Origin of the sequence: Porphyromonas loveana (genome assembly GCF_003096695.1) — a bacterium.
Classification (GTDB): Bacteria; Bacteroidota; Bacteroidia; order Bacteroidales; family Porphyromonadaceae; genus Porphyromonas; species Porphyromonas loveana.
Window position 1 is genome coordinate 21023 of record NZ_QEKY01000003.1, and the last position, 20462, is coordinate 41484.

The following is a 20462-nucleotide window of genomic DNA, read 5'->3' on the forward strand; positions in this document are numbered from 1 at the left end:
GGGGTAAAAAATTACACCCCGCGGCTGAAGCAGTAATCACTGCACTGGATTTGTTGGCATATGCTGCAAATGCAGAAGTAAGATTCGACTTGATTTTTTATGGAAAGTTATCAATTGAAGGAGGAGCAACACTTAGCACACTAAAGAAAGAAGGTGCATTGAAAGCTGAAGGTCGATTTGGTTTCAAATTGGACTTAGCGGCTAGAGCAACAGGCAAAATAGAAGCTTGGTGGACAGAAGAAGTGTTAGAATATCATTTTGAGGCAAAATCGAGTGCGGAAGGCTCATTCTCGGCAGGTTTAGCTCTTGGCCTTGATGATAATAAGGGACTTTACTTTGAACCCATTGTCAAACACTCAGGGATAAAAATCACGTTAATTCTTAAAGGTAGAATTGGCTCTATAAATCGAGGGAAAAGAACAACATACGTAGTAATTAAACCGGACAAATTGAAAATTGATCATAAATATTACATAAATGAAAAAGATTGAAAAGATACTAATTCTTTTTTTGTTGATAGTTAATCAAGCATGTGTTCGAGGTGAAAATTCAAAAAAAAACGAGGAAATGGACAATAAAACATTCTATTTCATTGATTATAGTTATAATAAAAAATGTGGATTTGCCATATATATAAATGACATTCTTGTTGCGAAACAGACAGAGCCTATAAATATAGATTATGCTGTTACGCCAATAAATCCATATATTCTGAAATCAGGAATACAAAAAATAAAAATTGAATTGTTCCCTTTTGTTGTAGATCAAAAATTAGAGAGTGACATAGAGTTCAATTTAAAAGTGTTTTTTGTTAAAGATTACAATGAGGAAATTGTTGATTCTTCAGAGAATCTTGTGTTTGATTTACCTCCATTAATGATTGACGCACAGTTGTCTGAATGGAGATTTGAGAATTCATTTATTGCAGAAGTTCCATATCAGGTTACGGGCTGGAGCAATTCGCAAAACCTAAAAGAACTAAAGAATATAGAAACTCAACTCAGGAAAAAGTTTAAAGACTTAGTTTCTTTTATAGAAAACAAAGACCCGGATAAAATTTTAAAAGAGTTCGCTATAAGCATGAAAGAATCTGAGTCGTTTTACTATTTAACGAAAAATCAATTAGATAATAGTCGACAAGATTTTATCACACTGATTAGAATGCCGAATATTTTTATTGCGCCTTTAGATAACACAGTTGTAAAATATTATGCCAATGGTAAATTGGTGACATTGGAAACTTTGGATGGCAAACCTGCATTAAGGATAATACAAGAAGGAGAGGACTATAGTAATGAAGATAATTTCCCTATATTATTTCATATGCCGATTGGATCAGAAGAGCTAGAAATCATTCGTTAATTCTAAAAAAAAGAAAAGTCCATAAGTTGGCTGTGACTACGGAAATAAAGGCTAAAGCAGATCCCCTTATAGGGGCAGAAGCGACTATAGACCTGATTGCATGAGGTAAAAAATTACACCCCGCGGCTGAAGCAGTAATCACTGCACTGGATTTGTTGGCATATGCTGCAAATGCAGAAGTAAGATTCGACTTGATTTTTTATGGAAGTTATCAATTGAAGGAGGAGCAACACTTAGCACACTAAAGAAAGAAGGTGCATTGAAAGCTGAAGATCGATTTGGGTTCAAATTAGTTTTATTAGCTACAGCTACTGGGAAATTGGAGAAGTATTTCATTTCAGTTGATTTTGATTTTGAAGCAAAAGCTCAGGCTGAAGGCTATTTTTCAGCGGGTGTAAATTTAGGCATAGATAACAATAAAGGCATCTATTTTAAGCCCGTATTGAGTCATTCTGGCATAAAAGTCTCCTACACTTATTATGCTAAGGTAAATGGATATAGAAGAACGTCCAGTGACGAAGCTATAATAATAAAATCAGGGAAAGCAAATATTGACCGAAAGTATTATATAAGCAAATGAATTTTTACAAATGAATATTTGTTCATCAAGTGACTAATTTGTACATTTAATACTACTTATGGAACTTAGGATTATCATCAATAATCGCAGGAAACAGTTCACTGGCATCGGTAGAGGATGTCTCTCTGATTCCCAGGATAATATAAAGCATATGTTTCCATACCTATTCCGTAGCAGACAGTTTGAGAGCGTTACCTATGGTTTCATGGAAGAGTATTTCGAGTTAGTAAATTTGCAGTTCTCTTTCTTTTCGATCTCTATCTTTATCTGGCTCGGACATGTATTTATGCACTCCATTATTCTCATAACCGTATTAATTTCCCGGTCGCTTATTTTTATTGAAAGATGCTCTCAAATACAGATTATTTCTATACCTTTGCATGCAGCTTCTCGGTTTGCGCTTTATCGCTTAACGACTACAAAGATTATTATTTCCTGTGGTCAGAATAAATTCGAAGCTATTTTTGATTTATATTTAAACTACACAGGTGCGACATCACTTCCAAAGCTTTAGAAAATGAGTAGAGTAGCAGTCATTTTTGCATTTATATTTTTAACATATGGATGCATGAAAACGATAAAGAAAGAAACGATCAATAAAACAAGTCATATGGAACTACAAAGTCAGGCAAATGATCAAATAGACACCTTTTCCAAGCGACCTTTCTATCAACTGAAAATAAAGGCAGCCTCTGTGGGTTTTGATATAAGAATAAACGATTTTCCAGTATTGCAGTATAATAAAAAGAAAAATGTATCAACAGAAATGGAAATCCCTATTAATCCTGCCATTTTATCTTCGGGAACACAAGCGTTATCAGTTCGAGTTTTTCCTCTTTTAGACCAAACACTTATTCCCGAAAATGGAATATTTGAATTCGAGATAAACAAAAAACCAGATGCTTGGGTGTATGATGGAAAAAGAGAGACAATCTTTCAAACTGTCAAAATGAATGCCAGAAATTTGCCTTTTTGGGAATTTGAAACAGAATTCGAAGCCGAAGTTCCTTTTTCATTCACTGCATGGACGAAATCTCAAGATTTAAGCAAAATCAACAACTTAAATGAGTTGTTAGATAATGCTTATAAGAAAATTGCAAAAACCATAGAGGATAAGAATAATGAAGAATTCAGAGAGATTGTCAAGAAGACATATGAAGTCGATATTATGTTGTATGAAAAACAAAATGGGCTGAATGGCTTTCAAACAGAGCGAGAGAGAGTCTTGCCAATGAACACTTGTAATTTCGGTCTATATGGGAATAATAGATTAGTGAGATATGAAAATACAGAGTTAGAAACCTGCCTTAAAACCGAAGCTTGTTTTAATGGAAATACTAAGAAGGTGTATTCATATCCCCTTTTTTTTCATTTACCTCCAGGGGCAAATGAATTAGAGGTTATAAGATGATCGCATTCTTGAAGGAACGTGTAAACAAATGAGATTAAAGAATATGCCAATAATGCTGACAAGAAAATTGTTTTAGTGCTAATATGAGTGTTTTTATAAACGTCCACTTTAAGGCTCAACTATTGTATCAAAACTCTCAATTCTAAAAACCAACACCCTACTGTTCCGCTTCGTCCTCCACGCCCCTAAATAAAGACTATATGGTCAAATGGATCGTCGGCTCCGACGCATTTATCCATTTGCGGATAAATAAACCATGTCGTATATTTGCAAATAAACAAACCATATCATAATAAATATGAGAGCAATATTATTTATTACTTTATTCGCATTGATCACCAGTTGCGGTCATGCGCAAGTAAAGACAAAAAGCAAGAAAGAGATGGAACAGGAAAAGGCAAAAATGGAGACCCTGATCAAGGAAGATCTCACAAGAGTTAAAACCTATGCGGAAAAGCCGGCATATTACCTGCAGGTCAATAAAACGGGGTGCCGCCTGCTGATCCGGGTGAACGATATTCCGCTGGGGTATTCTTTTGTGGAGGACGAAGGAGAGTCGATGCTCTACCCAATCAATACCCGACTCTTTTCCAGCGGTCGTCATACAGTCAGTATAGAGGTTTACCCACGTACGGGCGAAGACTTGGTAGACAAGGATGCGGTGGTAAACATCAAGGTCGTCCATTACCAGGAAAAATTGGTGGGCATACCCGAAACGATCGAAGAATTAGATACCCCGGAAGACATCGGAACCTTGAAAACCCCGCTTTACCGCGACTCTCTGTGTTTCGAGGCCTCCCTTCCCTTCGATTTCAAATACATCCTGACCCAAGCCAAAGACCTCCGAAAGGTTCCTCGGCTGGAAGAGAAAGTGTTGGCACATTACAATAAGGTGCGCCAAATGATGATTGACGGACAGTATTACGAATATGAGAAGATGCGACTGCCAACCACGTGGCCCCTCACGGAGATGAGCTATTTGGGTGAGGAGGGACTACGAAAAGCTCATATAGATGAGGACTATTTGTTCCGCTTCCTTTGCAACCCGATAGACTGGATTGCCCTGCCCATAGAAAACTACGAGATGGTGATTTGTGGCAACGGAAAGTTAGTTTATCTGCGCCGGAAGATGGAGTTGGACAATGTGCTCAGAACAGAGTATTACGAAACCGAAGAAGAAAAGAAGGCATATCCTGACGAGCGAAACTATGTTTCCAGTCAATTCATTGCCCTTTATATGCCTGCCGATAGTGAAGAACTGGTAGAACTTTATTGAAAACTCTTAGGAATCTGGGCAACTGGCTACCAATAAAACCATTCCACGGTAGCCAAGAGAGGGACTGGTATTTATGAGTGGCAGGGCAAGATTTACTTCGTTTGAAATGCGCTTATGTTCAGAAATTTGTTTATCTTCGCCCCCGTAGTTGAGACTACGATTTGTATGTCACGAGATATGATAGATGATGGACTTTTTGAATCTGGATGAGTCTCTCCATACGGCGATTCGCATTTCAAAAGGAATCGCACGAGAATACGGGAATGCTGTATATACACCTTCCCATCTGTTACGTTCCCTACTTCATAAAGACGTAGGGCTTTCTGCTTTCGTGGAGTCTTTAGACAAAGATGTTGCCTTCCTTATGGAATGGGCAGATGTCCATATTGAGTCTTGTGAGAAGCTTTCCGGGGTTTCTGAAATAGAAGCGGATAAGCGAATCAGTTCCGTCTTTGAAGAAGCGGACAATGTGCGTCTGAAGTTGGGATTGTTGCAAATAAATCCGATATGTGTGCTTTGTGCATTGGCGAAGCCGGAGGTAGGATATTCTTCCGACCAGTTGAAATCTTTCCCCATTAGGGAAAAAGAGATACTGGATTTTTTCCTTTCTGGTGGGGACGTGCAGAAGCAGATACTTCAACGGATGAATGTGGAAGGTGATGCAACGGGTATGCCCCTTTCCCAAACGAACCTACTGAAATTCTGCATCGACAAAACCGCTGAAGCTCGTGAGGGCAAGTTGCATGCCATTGTTTGTCGCGATCGGGAAGTTCGCCAAATGACGGAAATTTTGGGGCGATGGACGAAACCCAATGTCATGCTCATAGGAGATTCAGGCGTTGGAAAAACAGCAATGGCAGAGGGGTTGGCATTTGGTATTGTGCGTGGAAATGTTCCCTCTTTTTTGACTGATACGACCGTATGGGAGCTGGATTGTGGAGCACTAATCGCCGGAGCTACCTACAAAGGAGAGATTGAAGACCGACTAAAGAATATCATTCAAGAATTGCGACAATCGGAACGGGTTATTTTGTTCATTGACGAGATACACGTTCTTCTTGATCCCAAACAAGGAAATTCGGGAGCTGCAAACATTTTGAAACCGGAACTTTCAAAAGGGAATTTGATTGTTATCGGGGCAACAACTATAGACGAATACCGCAAGCTTATAGAGCCTGATCATGCTTTTAGTCGTCGCTTTGAGGTGCTTAGGATTTCCGAACCGGTGACTGAGGATGCTGTACAGATGGTAACTTTTATGCTGGAAGCATATCGGGACTTTCATCAATTGGAGGTTGATGAAAAAGCATTATCGGCATCTGTACATTTAGCCAGACGCTACGTCAAAGACCGCAAACTCCCGGATTCAGCCATTGACTTATTGGATCGGACAATGTCTGCTGTAAAGATGGTGAATGAATCCTCCCAATCCGATTCTCTTTGGCTAATTGGAGAATTGGCAACTTTGGGACAAGAAAAAGAAACTTTTTCTGAAGACGCTTTGATTGAAAAACTGGTTCGTTTGCATCAATCCGTTATGAGCAGGATCAGTCCGATTATTCAAATGCAGTTGGATGGTATTTCCGAAGTAGATACCTCAATGGGAGCAGAGGAGCTTTTTGATATGTTATCCCGATTGGCAGAGCAGCTGGAAGCATTCTCTAAGGAAAAGATTCAATGCGTTACAGAGGAACATATTGCGGCGATTGTTTCCATAAAAACAGGCATTCCTATAGGGAAAATACGAGCAGAAGAAAAGGAACGCTTGCTTGGAATGGAAAATCTCTTGCGCCAAAGAGTTGTCGGACAAGACAACGCTATTCGCTCTGTTACCGATGCTATTTTGGAGTCTCGTAGTGGAATGAATAAGCCCGGACAACCAATAGGTTCGTTCTTTTTCTTGGGTCCTACCGGAACGGGGAAAACAGAATTGGCAAAGACGCTGGCAGAGGCTCTTTTCAATGACGAAAAGGCTATGATTCGTTTTGATATGTCCGAGTTTAAGGAGGAACATTCGGCAGCATTACTCTATGGTGCTCCTCCGGGATATGTCGGCTACGAAGAGGGTGGATTACTGGTTAATAAGATTCGCCAGCAACCTTATGCTGTGGTGCTCTTTGATGAGATTGAGAAGGCACATCCCTCGGTCTACGATATATTTCTTCAGATTATGGATGAGGGAAAACTTCATGACCGTTTGGGCAAGGAGGGAGACTTCTCCAATGCCATCGTCATCTTCACCTCCAATGTCGGGAGTGAGTGGATTGCGAAGGAGCTATCTGAAGGGAGACAACCGACAACCCTCCAGATGATGGAAGTGATGGGAAATCATTTTCGCCCGGAGTTTCTGGCTCGTCTTTCGGAAATTATTCCATTCGCACCCATTGGGGATTCTATCTTGTTGCAAATCTTAGAAATACAATTGCGAGGTCTTCATCAGTTACTGGACGCTCAGGATATGGTGTTGGAACTCACAGATGAAGCCAAGCACATGTTGGCATTTAAGGGTTTTACGCCTCGATATGGAGCAAGACAAGTATCGGGAGTCATCAGAAATTATCTTCGCCGCCCAATCTCTCGGATGATTCTAACCGGTGAAATAAAGAAAGGGGATACGCTGTATGGTTCTCTGGATGAAAGAGAGGAATTAATTTGGGATATACTTCCCTCTAAAACAAAGTAATAATGTTTGGATATAAAAGTTTTTTACGCATTGGCACTCTGGAAGATGCCAGTATAAAAGGACTGCTTTCAGGGGGATTAGAATTGGAGAATTGTCAGTATTCTTTCAGTCAGCCCATGGATAGCAAAGGAAAAGCTCAGGGAGAAGTAAGAGGGGGAAGTATTTGTATGACGTTCTCCAATCTCCCTCCTGACGAAATTATCGATTGGATGCTCAATCCTCGCAAGTATAAGGATGGGACAATTGTCATCTGTGGTATGAATGACGAACCATTGGAAAAGATTGTCTTCACAAAAGCTGCCTGCACAGGTCTCAATTTGAGCTATACTCGCCGAGGGAAAAGCTACGCAGGTACGAAGATAACCATTCATGCACAGAAGTTGGTTGTGGGCAGTGCTATGCTGGAAAATGAGTGGAAAAACATCTAACCTCAAGAGGAGTATACAATATGATGGCTTTGAATATATTGGATAGCGAAATGAGTGCCACATTTCATGTAATGGGGCAAACTTACGAGGTCTTTCAGTTTAACATCGGATTTGTGCAACCGACAGACGAAAAGGGCGAGCCTCAAACTGAAATCCGTGGAGGACAGCTGATGGTAACTTTGGGGCAGGCTGTGGGAGACGAAATCTACAATTGGGCGTTGAACCAGTGGATGCGACAAGATGGGGAAGTGATCTTTTCTACGGAGACGGGAAGTTCTCCTCTTAAAATATCGTTTAAGAAGGGGTATTGCGTACACTTCGAACGAGTTGTAGACAGTACCGGAGGCGGTTTGAGAACCTCTCTACTTATCTCCTCCGAAGAGGTTGCCCTGAATGGTATCACATTGAACAACGACTGGGCGGAGTAAAAATATGGCATATCTCGAATCCTATATCAGCGAAGACGATTTTACGGCACGTATGAATCGTGGAGGACTCTACGAAGGGTTCGTGGAGGGTGTGGGGTATGCCTATTTCGATACTGTAGCAGCGCCACCCCCTGTGCTCGTGGGGATGAGAAATCGATTTGACTCAACAGCATCTGTGTACGATGTGTTTCAGTGGCAAAAGGTCGATACCACAGAAGACATCTTTCGCAAAAGTCTTGGCAAAGTAGAGCCGGATATATACAATCTCTTGGTCAAGAAACTTCCCGAGGGTATGCTCCAAGTGCAAATGGGGAAAAACGACTACTTCGTCCTACCCGAGAAGCATTGTGAAATTCGTATTGATTACAAGAGGGACGATTCTGCCGTATACTTGAAAATCTATGCAAAGAATACACAGACAAACGAGTATCGAGAATCCGAGTACAACAATGTCGATCTTGGAAAGAAAATTATTACATGGACGAGTTTGGGAGTGGCCGCACGTGGTGCAAAAGCGAGTTTTGATGCTGCTCGCTGGGGTGTGGAAGTGCCTCGTGCGTGGCGTGCTGTCCCGATGGTAAGAAAAACCGAAGTTTGGACGCGTGGACTGATGAGAAATCAGCAACGCCACAAACAGGCGTATGAACTATCCAAGACGCTGAAAGCGAAAGGTGTCAAGATAAAGCCCAGTGTGGTTAGGCGAGAGTATATTCCCAAGAAGTTAGCAGCAAAGAGTCGCGGTCTAGGGATCGCATCTGGGGTGATTATTGTGGCAGATGCTTTTTATTCAAAATCATTCAAAGTATCACATGTGTACAATAGTGTTATTTTAGGTGTATCTTTTATCCCTGCTGTTGGTTGGATTGTTGGTGGTACCGCTTTCGTTGCTGATGTCCTTTCTCTGATTATATCGGGGGAAACCATCGGCGACCATTTGGATGCTTTATCTGATGAAATTTTTGAATTAGAAAATGGAGAGTTATTGGAATGGAAGAGTAAAAAACAAGAGTCTCTTGAGTTCAAACCTTCTCAAAGAATGGACTTGATGGACTTACGCACTTCTCCGTACATTATACAGCCAGACAATACTCGTGTTGTCCAACCATATATTGACCCTACGTTATTAAGGAGAAAGAAATGATAAAAATAATCGATTACATTGCATATCGGCTGTATTACATTTATTTGAGACATAAGGATCCAGATCCTCGATCTGCTGTCACGTATGTAATATCATTAGCTGTTTTTCCTGTTATTTGTTTCTTCTGTACTCTTATCTTAAGAATGTTTTTGAATGTTTCAGTCCGTAATATATGGTCAGAAAACTCTCGTTTATCTGTAACAGTTTATGTTGCTGGAATTGGAGGCTTTGTCTACTGGTGGGTAAAAAAAAAATATACCGAAAAGTATATCAAGACAACCTTGACATCAAGATATCGGAGTAGTAAGTACAACAAGCGGATAAAGGGATGGATATTAATAATTATATGCTGGCTGTGTTTTTTAGGTTTTACGATTATGACTGCAATAATTAGTTAGTAAACATACATCGACCCTACATTATTAAGGAGAAAGAAATGAGAAAAATAATTGACTATATAGTCTATCGGCTATACAATATCTATTTACATAAAGAACCTGCTCCATTGGCGAGTGTCACTGCTTTTACGACAATATTACTATCGGCTTTTTGTGTGTTTCTCGGTATCTTATTTTTGCGTGTGTGTTTTAACGTGTCTATACGTGAAATGAATTCTAATGCACCATATATTTCCGTAGGGATTTATGTTTTCAGCGTTTTCGCAATTGTTTATTGGCGAGTAAAGAGGAAGTATACAGAGGAGTACATTTCAAAAGAACTCGAACAAAAATTTAAGGGAAGTAAGTACAACAAAAGTGTACAGAGTTGGGTGTTTCTCGTCACAATTCCTATATTGTTCCTTGCTTTCATGATTATGGCGTCAATAATTGGATAGGAAAAACAATATGTACCCTTTCTATATTATATTCAAGAGGAAGAAATGAGGAAATTAATTGATTATACATTTTATAGACTATACTATGTCTATAAGATGAAAGATCCAGCTCCGTTAGCAAGTGCAAGAATGTTGGTGGTATTAGCTGTCACTGCATTAATTTATTTCACATGTACACTTGCATTAAAAGTAGTTTTTAATATATCAATCCTTGACATACACCCCAACAACCCAAAGCTACCCTTGATGACTTGTATTTTTGGAATTGGAGGTATTGTTTACTGGAGAATAACAAGAAAATATACCGAGAAATATGTATCTACAATCTTAACTCCAAAATTCCAAGGCAGTAAATACAACAAAAGGGTAAAGGGATGGATGATAATAGTAGCTTGTCTACTATGCTTTTTTGTTTTGGGGATTTCAGCCTCCGTTATAGTATGACACCCGTCTGTTTATGGGAACAATGAGTATTCAGGAAAAAGAAATGAGGAAAATAATCGATTACATCGCATATCGGCTATACAACATCTATCTCACAAAATTCTTGATCCACGAACGGAGATTCAAATGTGGATGGCAAAGAATAACCCCACCTTCGGTAATATAGTATGAGAGAAACATATTACAAAATTCCATTCGATTTTGGGACGTTGCTCGACGAAGAGCAAGGAATGCAAGAGCGATGCTCCGAAAAAGAGTCCATATATCGTCATATTGAGTTATTGATAACGACTTGCCCTGGCGAACACATTTATGATAGAGATTTTGGCTCTGAAATCTGGGATATGGACTTTGAGCGTATTGTGTCTTTAGAAACTTGGAAAACAAAATTCAAAAAGTTTCTATGTAAAGCCATCTCCGCTTATGAGAGACGGATATCGGGTTGTGACCTGAAACTCGAGGTTTCAGATGTGTTGCACGAAAATGTGTCAGATACTAATGTTAGTGTACGGAAACGAGTGGATATATACATCGAAACGACCGTTGTGTCAAGTGGAGAGCGTTTGAATCTTCACCACAGGCTCTATTTGGGGCCTCTGTCAAAACAATAAGAATGAAACCGTAATGAATAAGTATAGAGAAAGCAAAGAGGAAATTAAGGATCGGATGATCCGCACTGCCTTGGACTATTGGAACATTCGAAACATTGAGAACTTGGATCCTTTCATTCGCTTGCTGATAGAGGCAATGGCTGCTCAATTGCATCTCTTGTCTGAAGAGATCGCAGACATAGAAGTACGTACCATGCAGCGTTTGAGCGAAGTTCTTCTTCCCGAGTCTGTTTCATTGGCACGGCCATCGCATGCCATAGTCCATATTGAGACATTGCTTGAAGACATAGTAACGGATCCGTTTGAAGGTTTCTATGTCCAATCTCCTTTTGCCGGTAAAAAAGATAATATACGCTATTCGTTTTACCCTGTTTGCAAAACTCCTCTACGCATGGGTGGAGTAAAGAAGCTGATCATCGGAGGCGAAGTTTACGATGCACTTCAGGGAATGCACAAAAAGTTATTACTCCGCTCTGATCTGACTCCGGAAAATCACAATAAGGTTTTTGTGGGTTTGGACTTTGGAGATGAAGTAAAGAATCTTAGTAGTCTTTCTTTTTACATCGACTTTCCCAATATCGCTCGAAAGAACGAGTTCCTGCACTTACTTTCGTATTGTCGGTGGAGTTTCAACGAAACTCAACTGAAGATGGAAGAGGGACTTTTCTCCGCGGATAAGTATGCCTCTAACGACCTATCTTCCTTTTTCGATTCTCAAAAGCATGAAACCCGTATAGTCGAAGATGTTTTATCCCATTATAAAAAGAACTACAGAACCATTTGTGGAGATGTGCCTGTCTCCTCCGATTTGAAGAGTTCGCTTCCTCTCTCTCTGCAAAGGGGTAAAAATGTGGATAAGGAGTATTATACCGAGGTGTGCAAAGAAGATCTGTTTTGGATAGAAATAGAGTTCTCTCCGCACTTTTCTCCTGCGGTATTATCAGATATTCAGATTGGTATTAACACCATTCCCGTAATCAATAAGGAATTGCATATAGTCACAACGGATATTCGTAAAGTATTCGGAGTGATTCCGATCCCCGGTGATGAGAACGAGAGTTTTCTCGGGATCGCAGATGTCACAGACAGCAATGGCAAAACATATTTCCCCATTGGAGAATATCGCAAATCCGGAGCCGAGCACTCCTATTCGATTAGGCGAGGAGGGTGTGAAGCATTCGACGAACGAGATGCCGTAGATTACTTGCAGCGCTTGCAGGAGCTGCTGGAAGACGAAATGGGCGTTTTCTCTCCGTCTCATCTTGGTGTCAATGCTGAAAATCCCTACTTGATCAATCAGCTGATACAAAAACTGAAACAAGAATCCCATTATATCCACTCTCGGAAAGAAAAGACACATTATCTCTTTGTCGAATCATCTGAGAATCAGACGTTACTCACCATACGATATTGGACAACTTTGGGAGATTTGGCAAATGGTATAAGGATTGGACAGCCACTCAATTCTATTGAAGCCGATCGCGAGAATATGCAGCGAACCACTATGCTAACCCCATCAGCAGGGGGGCGAGGGATTCCATCCGATAGGGAGCGTACAGCTCGATTCAGACATATACTAAGCAGTCGGAACCGCATTGTTACCAATAGCGATATCAGAAGCTTTTGTTTGGCAGAGCTGACCGATAGCATTTCTGATGTACGTATAGAAAAAGGGATTATGCTGGGTAAGCACTCAAAGGAGGGATTGGTTAGGACAATCGATGTCCATTTGATTCTTCTTTCGCCTATGGATGATCACTCGAAGTTGCAAGAGATGAAGGCCAATATTTACAATCAATTGGTCGCACATTCTCCCATGACGTTTAATTACAGAATCTTTATTGATTGAGATGAATCCTATCGTTGGAAAGATATTCATAAGCTATCTACTATTCCCTATTATTGCATTTTTAATGGGTTTTGTAGTTGTATTGGTAGCGAAGAAAAACAAATTGCTACAAGACAAGAAGGCGATTTTCTATCTCCTTCTTTCCGGAATTGTCATATCCGCCTCGGGATTATTGGGCAGTTTGGAAGTCGGTTTTATGCCTTATGGCTATCTTGCTTGTCAAGTGTTGTATTTGGTTTTGGGGTTTGTCAATCTCAGATTGCTGTTTCACTTTGTCAGCGGGCTGAATAAAAAAAGGTTCGGTTTTACTTGCTTACTTTTACTGGTTCAGATTACCATAGGGTGGGCTCTCTTTTCCGTATGGTTCAATCTTACCAATGATTTTCAATATGGAATCTGGGCAGGCTCTTGTGTTTTGTCTATGTTCATTCTCCCCCTCTTTGAAGAGACCTTTAACACATATCTGAAGATCCCCGTGGAAATTTATAAGATGCGGATGTACAGTGCAAAAAACATAGAGTCCGCTCCGGCACCAATTGATACGGAAGAGTTCCTCGTTTACGAGATTGAAATCTATAAAACCCCGTATGACAGAAAACCGATCCGATTGAAAGCGAAGTCTACGATGGAAATGGTTTTTGGAGACTGGTTTGAGCTGATTATCTCAGATTACAATCAGAAAAAGTTTACAAATCCAATTGAGTATTACAACTCGGAATCCCCATATGGATGGATTTTCTACATCAAACCATCGTTTTTCAGACCGAGAAAATACATTGATCCGGATGTGTCTTTTCTGGAGAATAAGCTTCCGGAAAAACATTTGATCGTATCAAAACGAGTAAAACAGAATGTGCAACCTATAAAAGCTATCGATTATGAACAATAAAAGAGAATATTTTCCAGTGAATTGGATGCAGGGAATGAGTGTTTCCTCCTCACATTTCATTGCTACAGAAAACGCCTTGCTGGAGCATATGCTTCAGAGCGTTTCCTCTTTTCAGCAACCGTTTCAGTACGGACTTCTTCCTCAAAAAGGAGGGAATGGAATAATTGAACTAAAACTTATGGGGCATGGAGAATACACAAAAATACATCTGCTTTCTTATGCCGGGGTCACCCCCGGAGGCTATTTGATTCTTATCGATAAAAAAGAGGAAGGAGAGGGGATCAGTTGTTCTTGTCCCATGGGTGAAGAATCCTCGGAAGAAGGATGGGATATTGTTTTATCAGTGTCTCCCTATACCCGTTGTCCTTGCGGAGTTCCTGATCTTCAAGAAACACCGCCTCGATATCCATACGTTGAACCCTCTTACAAGCTGAGCCTTGTTTCTCGTAAATCGGACAATCATGAACGCGAGAACGCTTTCGGTGTGATCGTAGGACTTTTACGAAGAGAAAAAAGCGATTATTCTTTGGATAGGAATTATATTCCTCCGGCACTGACTATGTCTTCTCATCCGAATCTCTATGAATACACGAATGAGTTTACTCTGAGAGTCAGAACAATAGACGCTGCTCTGCACAAGATTATAGAAAGAGTTTTGGAACATCCCAATCGAACTTCTGTGGCCAACAGTGTACTCTTGTTTTGTAAGGAATTACTGCGAACAACATCTTCTCTGTTTTTTCATTGGAGAAACAGTTATACAGTATCTCCTTATCATATAGTGGTGTCACTTGCAAACTTTGCTTCAACGGTGCAATGCGGACTGACTTTTCTCTCCAAAAAAGATAAAGAAGAGATGCTCAAATACTTTTATGAGTGGAACGGCATAGCACCCTCGACCTTTGAACATATGTGGGAAGAGGTGACAAACAAACCATATGACCATAATAGGATTAACCAATCGATGATTTCGGTTTTCGGAGCAATTCGGACATTGGAGGAGTTATTGGTATCGTTGAGTCGTCTGGAATTCGTTGGGCAACATAAGGAGAGCATCGTTATCTCCGAAAGGCAAATTCAAGATACATCATCCAACGGACGGAATTGGATGTTGGTAGACTAAAGGAATCCCAATCATGAAGAGGTATAAATCACCCTCCGGACAGAATACACTGCCGCTTGTTAATTCGCTTTATACGAATTATAAGACCGAGGTGTATGTCTCTGGACTTATCGAGCGAGGAGTAGTTCCCATTGATCGCATCCGTATCCTGCGCAAAGGAAAATCGCACCGAGGACATGCAAAAGAGGTTGATCGAGCTTCGTGGGAACATACTCAGGATGGTTTGGAAGAACATCTGTGCATTTACGTCCACAAAAGAGATTTGTATGACTCATTACCTGAGGGGTTATTCCACAGTTTATCCATCTCGGAGCGGAAAAAAGGAAAGACCGGTATCGTCAATATGATCCGAAAGGCAAGAGAAGAAGAGTTTCATGCTCGTTTCTTTTTCAAACCCTTTGAAATGGCGATAGACAGAATGCTTGTTTCAGCACAACTCTATGAGCAATGCTTGGAAAAACGGGATATGCACAGGGAGTTTATTTGTCTGCTGGATAATGACTGGAAGATACTGCGCAATATGCCTTTGGACAAGGCGTTATTCATTCTGAACTTTCTACCCCAAAGCTACAGGGTTGTCGAAACCAGACAAATTGCTCAAATCCTGTCTGTGTTTTTGGATTGTTCCGTTTGCGTAGAGCAGGAACAGAAAATCATGACTTTTAAGGATGGAAACAGATGGCATTTGGGAGACGGACGGCTGGGGCTTTCGACTTTTATGGGTGGAACACTTACAGATAGTTTCTCTGTATTCAATGTCCGAGTAGAAGGACTTCTTCGCAGACATTGCGGACTCATCCACGAGGATAATCCGGCCCGAATCCAACTTCACAGGATTTTGGATCTGTTCCTTCCTGCAGATGCAGAGGTATGTCTGACGTTTAAGATCGCCAAGCAGGAGGGTAACTTTACTCTTTCCGATCATTCTAACGAAGTACCATTGCTTGGTTTTACAACTCTACTCTCATAGCGTAAAAAGATGAAAGCATTAAATTATAAAGATGTCGTGCGCTCCTATTGCAGATTTTCTGAATATATGGTATACTTGGTAGCTACGACATTGTTGTGTATCGGACTTTTTCTTAAGACATCATCTATTGAAATTTCTGCGATTAAGGAAAAAACTGGAGATAGCGATCGAATTTTCAATGAACAGATATCCTTTTGCGACGATTTTACGGTAATCTTTGAAACATATCGTTCGTTGGAAACAGCAATGACAACGAATCCTGAGTTCTTTATGAACAGCATTGCAACAAAGAAACTTGAAACAGGAAATAAGATTCAAACACTTCCTGATAAAGATGTTCTGACACATCAACATCTCCTCTCTCAAATGGATGGACTCCTCCGTACTCGAGATTCCATTTCCGTGATGAAGCGTACAGAGGATATAGCCAGAGCAGATTTGATTCGTTGTAATGAAGAGAACAGGAATATCACACGTAGACTGTCCTTGGGCCGTCTTAGTTATGATAAAAAATAGACTTTATGAGCAAGGCTAACCATACAAAAACGATGAACCAAAAGGAAAAGACAATCGGTTTTTTCTATGTTCTAATCCTTTTTATTGCAACTACCACATTATGTAGTTTTATTCTCTTTTTTTCTAATTCGGACTATCGTATGATAGGTGATAAAGAGACAGCCCTAAAGCAAATGGAACGCATCAAACGTTTTGAACAAGTACAACAGGATTTAATGCCTAAAGTTAAGGAGGTAGAAGAGAAGATATCAAAAATAGATCCCTCTCTTAATGCTTCTTACGAAAAGCGAGAAATTAACTATCTTTTGGGCGAAATACGCAATGTATATACTCAGAATAAGTGGGATGAACGCTACAAAGTTTTTGATCATGTAGCAACCTTCTATGAGTTTCGTCTCTCAGATAAAGAACGCTTATGGGGCGTGAAGAAAAATATAGAAAAGTTCAAGGCTGACTTGGAGCGTTGCAGAAACAATACAGAGAATAAAAAGAATAACTTAAAACAAAATTAAGTATGAATAAAATCTTTACACGGTGGATGATCATTGTAATAGCAGTTCTTATTGCCGGTGTTCTTATCGCATGGTTGTTGCGGATAAGATTTTCTGACAGGGAAATCCGTGCTTTCGTCTCTCCATCGGAAGTTGAGCTGGGAAGTGCCATTCACTTTTCGGATAGTACATACCGAGCCCAAAGGGTCTTATGGGAGTTCGGTAATGGAGATGTGTCCATGGAAAAAAGCGGGAGTTACGTTTTTCCACAGGTCGGACGTTATCAAATTCGTCTGACTGTGGATGATAAACTGGAGGCTCGTTTCATTGTGAATGTTCGAGAACCGATTAAACAGGAAGAAAGTCCCATTCGTATCATTGCCCCAACCACAGCAATTCAAAATGAACTGATAACCTTTACAGCCGAAGGTCCTTCCCAAGAATGGAGATGGGAGTTCGGAGAGAGCGGAGATGTGGACTCAAGAGAAAAAAGTCCTACTTACTCTTATCAATATCCCGGAGTTTACGAGGTTCTTTTGACCTCTGAGGATACCGAGTACCCGATTATTCACAATATCGAAATTCTCCCTGAATACACGGAAAGCGATTCTACAGACGTTCTTTCCCTCATCGCCATAGATATAAGAGAGCGGTTGCAGGATATTGTGGATGGAGGCTCCTTTAATTCCAATTATAACTATATATTGGAAAAATACCTCTGCAACAAGTCTGATGTACTTGTTCTGATCAATGGCACCAAGCAAAATGACTTCTACTCCTACTGTCACGGATTAAAGTTTATCGGTAGCCAGTCTTCCACTACTATTATCGAAGTCGTTGTGGAACCGGATAAGAAATCCGATTGTATCAAAAAGCTGTTGATTCGTCAAAGTTCACCCCAAAAGAAGGAAAACTCATGAAATCGAAGATATACCAAATCATAACCTATACGAGTATCTGTTTCTTGTTTTTGAATGCCTGTGCTCCAGTACATCGCTTGACAAGAATAAAGAAAACACCATATGAATATGTGAGGAATTATTGTTGCGGCGAAGTCGCTGTCTCTCATTCATTATACAAACGCGGCCCATGGGTCGTTTATTCAGATAGAGACAACAATACGACATACTACAATCCCGGGGGAAAAGTACCTCTCAAGAAAGCCGCTTATCTGGAACCGTTTGTCGTGATCGGGAGTAAAGGTGATTTTCTTCGCTTGGTAAAATACAGTCCGAAAGTAATCGAAAACGGTCGGATAAAGAACAGAAAGCAGGCCGAGTATTACGGCTGGATCCATCGGGACAATTTGCTCCTATCCTCTCATGCAACCACCGATATTGCCACAGGTAATAGCATTAAGATGATAACGATGATAAAGGACGGGAAAGCTCTGTCCCGTTCATCGGATTTCTTCAGCGCAGACTCTTTGATTATTTATAAGGACCCCGAGCTATTGACCCCTTGCGGAAAGATTCCATTTCAGATGCCCGTCTATCAGGTCAAGAAAAGCCGAGACAGGAGTAAAACAATGATAATGGCCTCTGAATCGATTGATCCAGATAGCACATCGACCGTGGTATCGGGCTGGGTTTCTTCCTCCTTAGTGATGCCTTTAGGTGGTCTGCTCTATATGGACTACTCATCTCTTCCAGTACATTCTTTCCTTCTTTATAATCAAAAGATGGAGGAGACTCTGATTTCCAACGATTTATTTTCCCGAATGACTCCTACCCCAGTTTCGGGCAACCCATTTTCCCTGAATCCGGTTTCCCATATCCAAATGGATGACAGTTTATCCATAATTGAAACCTCCCTCCCTATGCCGGTTATGGATAATCGGAACAACTTTATTTACAGTCTGTCCGGGAAGAAGATTTGGCAGTCGGAGTTTAAGGGTATCGAAAAGAATTTGAGGAATATGAATATTGTATTCGTATTCTCGGGACAGCGAGCTGTTTATAATCGATTCGAGCAATTGGTATCTTCTCTGCAAGGGATAAGGAGCGTATTGGAGACTCATTCGCCCTGCTATTCTTACCGTTTGGGAGCTGTCATTGGCTTTGACAAATCCAAAGGAAGTCCCAAAAAGATTGCTTTGAATGATAATATTGACAACGTCCTTGCTGAGTTGGAACATCTTTCCGACAGAAAGAATAAAATAACACCCCATAGTAGTGAGGATGCTTGGGATGCGCTCCGAACCTCTGTGGATATGTTAGCTTCTTATCGTAGGGAAAGTAATCTAATTATCCTGATCGGAGAGAATGGAAATGGACAGGAGCATATGGATGCTTCGTTAATAAATAATTTGGCGGATCTTAATTGTCGTTTTTTAGCTTACCAATTATCCTCTGATGATGGAAACAGTTACAATAACTTTGTGCTCCAAGTAGAACACCTCGTCAAACAGTCCGCGAAAAGGATTTCAGAGCACAAACGGGATATTCTTGTTCATTCGGAACAGTTGAGAGAGACCAATCAATATATTGAGCAGTCCGATAACATTTACAGACTCGATTATCCTCAAGCGAGCATGACTCAAGGCTGGATCGTATTCCCGAGAAAAAGAGAAGACCTTCCTGCCGATTTGCTGATTTCCTCTGCAGATTCTCTTATAAGGGAAATTCGAATGGATAACAAAAGCATTCTTTCTCATCTTCGGACTGCATTTTTTGAATCAGGGACTGGAAGAACACGACTTGATTCTCTGTGGTTAGATATGCAAAAGCTACCTCAGAGTTATAGTCTGTCGCATAAAAACTATAAGGCTCTCTCTTCCCTTTCCGCTCATACAAACTTTCCTCTGACACTTCGGGTTCCGATGGAGAGTCTGAACAAGGGGCATTACTTCCTCTTACTGAGTGAGTCGGAATTAAATAACTTGAGAAACTTCATGGCAGATCTTACTCGCCTGAGAGTGGATTATAAGTATGTGAGAAATAAGCGTGCAATAGAGAAGAGAGAAGGCAAGATTTGTGAAGAACTTCCCGAATACTATGCTGCCCCTGATACTATGGGAGAAAATCCTCAGTATCTCAGTACGAGAAAGGTCAGAAGTTCTCTACTTAAAACGTATTACTATTGGATACGTTTCGGAAAAATATATCCGATGAAAAAGGGCGATATAAAACGAATGAGTTTGTCCGAGGCTCAGCAAGAGATATTTACGATGCCTTCATTCAAGGAAGAACTGAGAAATATCAAGGTGGGAGACTTAGTGAAGAAAAACATCGTCACAGATGTCGAATTGGATCATTTGCTGGATTATCTATTGAAAAAACGCAAAGAATTGGAAGATGCAATTATTCCTGAAAACCAGATAAAGGTTAATGGTCAGATTTTCTACAAGATAGATGCTACAAAACTTCCATAGAATGGATGCTTAAAAAGAGCCCTGTTAAAGAGCATTGTTTCTTTAACAGGGC

At 40.4% G+C, this 20462-nt stretch carries 19 protein-coding genes; all 19 read left to right on the forward strand.

The features are described 5' to 3' along the window. Window positions 1-491, forward strand: a 491-nt coding sequence (locus C7382_RS10045; protein WP_165815107.1) for a hypothetical protein, incomplete at its 5' end; no start/stop codon positions are given. Further along, window positions 478-1362, forward strand: coding sequence for a hypothetical protein (locus C7382_RS01950; RefSeq protein WP_116678639.1), 885 nt, complete (start codon window positions 478-480; stop codon window positions 1360-1362). The genes C7382_RS10045 and C7382_RS01950, both read left to right, overlap by 14 nt. A 259-nt stretch (window positions 1363-1621) precedes the next feature. Further along, entirely contained in the window at window positions 1622-1942 is a 321-nt protein-coding gene (locus C7382_RS01955) for a hypothetical protein (protein ID WP_116678640.1), read from the forward strand. A 568-nt stretch (window positions 1943-2510) separates the two neighbouring features. After that, entirely contained in the window at window positions 2511-3353 is an 843-nt protein-coding gene (locus C7382_RS01965) for a hypothetical protein (RefSeq protein ID WP_133241526.1), read from the forward strand. 298 nt (window positions 3354-3651) lie between these two features. After that, window positions 3652-4629, forward strand: coding sequence for a hypothetical protein (locus tag C7382_RS01970; protein ID WP_116678643.1), 978 nt, complete (start codon window positions 3652-3654; stop codon window positions 4627-4629). 187 nt (window positions 4630-4816) lie between these two features. Then, on the forward strand, window positions 4817-7312 hold the full coding sequence (locus C7382_RS01975) for an ATP-dependent Clp protease ATP-binding subunit (protein WP_116678771.1): 2496 nt from the start codon (window positions 4817-4819) through the stop codon (window positions 7310-7312). 2 nt (window positions 7313-7314) lie between these two features. Next, a complete protein-coding gene (tssD, locus tag C7382_RS01980; protein WP_116678644.1) occupies window positions 7315-7740 on the forward strand; it encodes a type VI secretion system tube protein TssD in 426 nt (141 codons plus the stop codon). Window positions 7741-7760: 20 nt separating this feature from the next. Then, the gene (gene tssD / locus C7382_RS01985; protein WP_116678645.1) at window positions 7761-8168 is read left to right on the forward strand and encodes a type VI secretion system tube protein TssD; all 408 of its coding nucleotides are present in this window, start codon (window positions 7761-7763) and stop codon (window positions 8166-8168) included. Between the two features lie 4 nt (window positions 8169-8172). Further along, window positions 8173-9309, forward strand: a complete 1137-nt coding sequence (locus C7382_RS01990; RefSeq protein ID WP_116678646.1) for a hypothetical protein — start codon at window positions 8173-8175, stop codon at window positions 9307-9309. A gap of 931 nt (window positions 9310-10240) precedes the next feature. Continuing rightward, on the forward strand, window positions 10241-10588 hold the full coding sequence (locus C7382_RS02000; RefSeq protein ID WP_133241527.1) for a hypothetical protein: 348 nt from the start codon (window positions 10241-10243) through the stop codon (window positions 10586-10588). 167 nt (window positions 10589-10755) lie between these two features. After that, window positions 10756-11199: a GPW/gp25 family protein gene (locus C7382_RS02005; protein ID WP_116678649.1), complete on the forward strand. Its 444-nt coding sequence runs from the start codon at window positions 10756-10758 to the stop codon at window positions 11197-11199. A 13-nt stretch (window positions 11200-11212) separates the two neighbouring features. Beyond that, complete coding sequence (locus tag C7382_RS02010) at window positions 11213-13048, forward strand: type VI secretion system baseplate subunit TssF (protein ID WP_116678650.1); 1836 nt, start codon at window positions 11213-11215, stop codon at window positions 13046-13048. Between the two features lies 1 nt (window position 13049). Beyond that, entirely contained in the window at window positions 13050-13937 is an 888-nt protein-coding gene (locus C7382_RS02015) for a TssN family type VI secretion system protein (protein ID WP_116678651.1), read from the forward strand. Continuing rightward, a complete protein-coding gene (gene tssK / locus C7382_RS02020) occupies window positions 13927-15060 on the forward strand; it encodes a type VI secretion system baseplate subunit TssK (RefSeq protein ID WP_116678652.1) in 1134 nt (377 codons plus the stop codon). The genes C7382_RS02015 and tssK overlap by 11 nt, the downstream gene beginning before the upstream one ends. A 223-nt stretch (window positions 15061-15283) precedes the next feature. Continuing rightward, the gene (locus C7382_RS02025) at window positions 15284-16030 is read left to right on the forward strand and encodes a type VI secretion system baseplate subunit TssG (protein ID WP_243405626.1); all 747 of its coding nucleotides are present in this window, start codon (window positions 15284-15286) and stop codon (window positions 16028-16030) included. Between the two features lie 9 nt (window positions 16031-16039). Next, the gene (locus C7382_RS02030; protein WP_243405627.1) at window positions 16040-16546 is read left to right on the forward strand and encodes a hypothetical protein; all 507 of its coding nucleotides are present in this window, start codon (window positions 16040-16042) and stop codon (window positions 16544-16546) included. Between the two features lie 5 nt (window positions 16547-16551). Next, the gene (locus C7382_RS02035) at window positions 16552-17058 is read left to right on the forward strand and encodes a type VI secretion system transmembrane protein TssO (RefSeq protein ID WP_116678654.1); all 507 of its coding nucleotides are present in this window, start codon (window positions 16552-16554) and stop codon (window positions 17056-17058) included. Between the two features lie 2 nt (window positions 17059-17060). Then, window positions 17061-17957 (forward strand): PKD domain-containing protein, encoded by an 897-nt coding sequence (locus tag C7382_RS02040; RefSeq protein WP_116678655.1) that lies wholly within the window; start codon window positions 17061-17063, stop codon window positions 17955-17957. Continuing rightward, window positions 17954-20410: a type VI secretion system protein TssR domain-containing protein gene (tssR, locus tag C7382_RS02045; protein WP_116678656.1), complete on the forward strand. Its 2457-nt coding sequence runs from the start codon at window positions 17954-17956 to the stop codon at window positions 20408-20410. The genes C7382_RS02040 and tssR overlap by 4 nt, the downstream gene beginning before the upstream one ends. The last annotated feature ends 52 nt before the right edge of the window (window positions 20411-20462 follow it).

Bases quoted from the DNA above. Each gene is read 5' to 3' on its own strand.
- C7382_RS01950 (WP_116678639.1), top strand. From the start codon at position 478: ATGAAAAAGATTGAAAAGATACTAATTCTTTTTTTGTTGATAGTTAAT.
- C7382_RS01965 (WP_133241526.1), top strand. From the start codon at position 2,511: ATGAAAACGATAAAGAAAGAAACGATCAATAAAACAAGTCATATGGAA.
- C7382_RS01970 (WP_116678643.1), top strand. From the start codon at position 3,652: ATGAGAGCAATATTATTTATTACTTTATTCGCATTGATCACCAGTTGC.
- C7382_RS01975 (WP_116678771.1), top strand. From the start codon at position 4,817: ATGGACTTTTTGAATCTGGATGAGTCTCTCCATACGGCGATTCGCATT.
- tssD (WP_116678644.1), top strand. From the start codon at position 7,315: ATGTTTGGATATAAAAGTTTTTTACGCATTGGCACTCTGGAAGATGCC.
- tssD (WP_116678645.1), top strand. From the start codon at position 7,761: ATGATGGCTTTGAATATATTGGATAGCGAAATGAGTGCCACATTTCAT.
- C7382_RS01990 (WP_116678646.1), top strand. From the start codon at position 8,173: ATGGCATATCTCGAATCCTATATCAGCGAAGACGATTTTACGGCACGT.
- C7382_RS02000 (WP_133241527.1), top strand. From the start codon at position 10,241: ATGAAAGATCCAGCTCCGTTAGCAAGTGCAAGAATGTTGGTGGTATTA.
- C7382_RS02005 (WP_116678649.1), top strand. From the start codon at position 10,756: ATGAGAGAAACATATTACAAAATTCCATTCGATTTTGGGACGTTGCTC.
- C7382_RS02010 (WP_116678650.1), top strand. From the start codon at position 11,213: ATGAATAAGTATAGAGAAAGCAAAGAGGAAATTAAGGATCGGATGATC.
- C7382_RS02015 (WP_116678651.1), top strand. From the start codon at position 13,050: ATGAATCCTATCGTTGGAAAGATATTCATAAGCTATCTACTATTCCCT.
- tssK (WP_116678652.1), top strand. From the start codon at position 13,927: ATGAACAATAAAAGAGAATATTTTCCAGTGAATTGGATGCAGGGAATG.
- C7382_RS02030 (WP_243405627.1), top strand. From the start codon at position 16,040: ATGAAAGCATTAAATTATAAAGATGTCGTGCGCTCCTATTGCAGATTT.
- C7382_RS02035 (WP_116678654.1), top strand. From the start codon at position 16,552: ATGAGCAAGGCTAACCATACAAAAACGATGAACCAAAAGGAAAAGACA.
- C7382_RS02040 (WP_116678655.1), top strand. From the start codon at position 17,061: ATGAATAAAATCTTTACACGGTGGATGATCATTGTAATAGCAGTTCTT.
- tssR (WP_116678656.1), top strand. From the start codon at position 17,954: ATGAAATCGAAGATATACCAAATCATAACCTATACGAGTATCTGTTTC.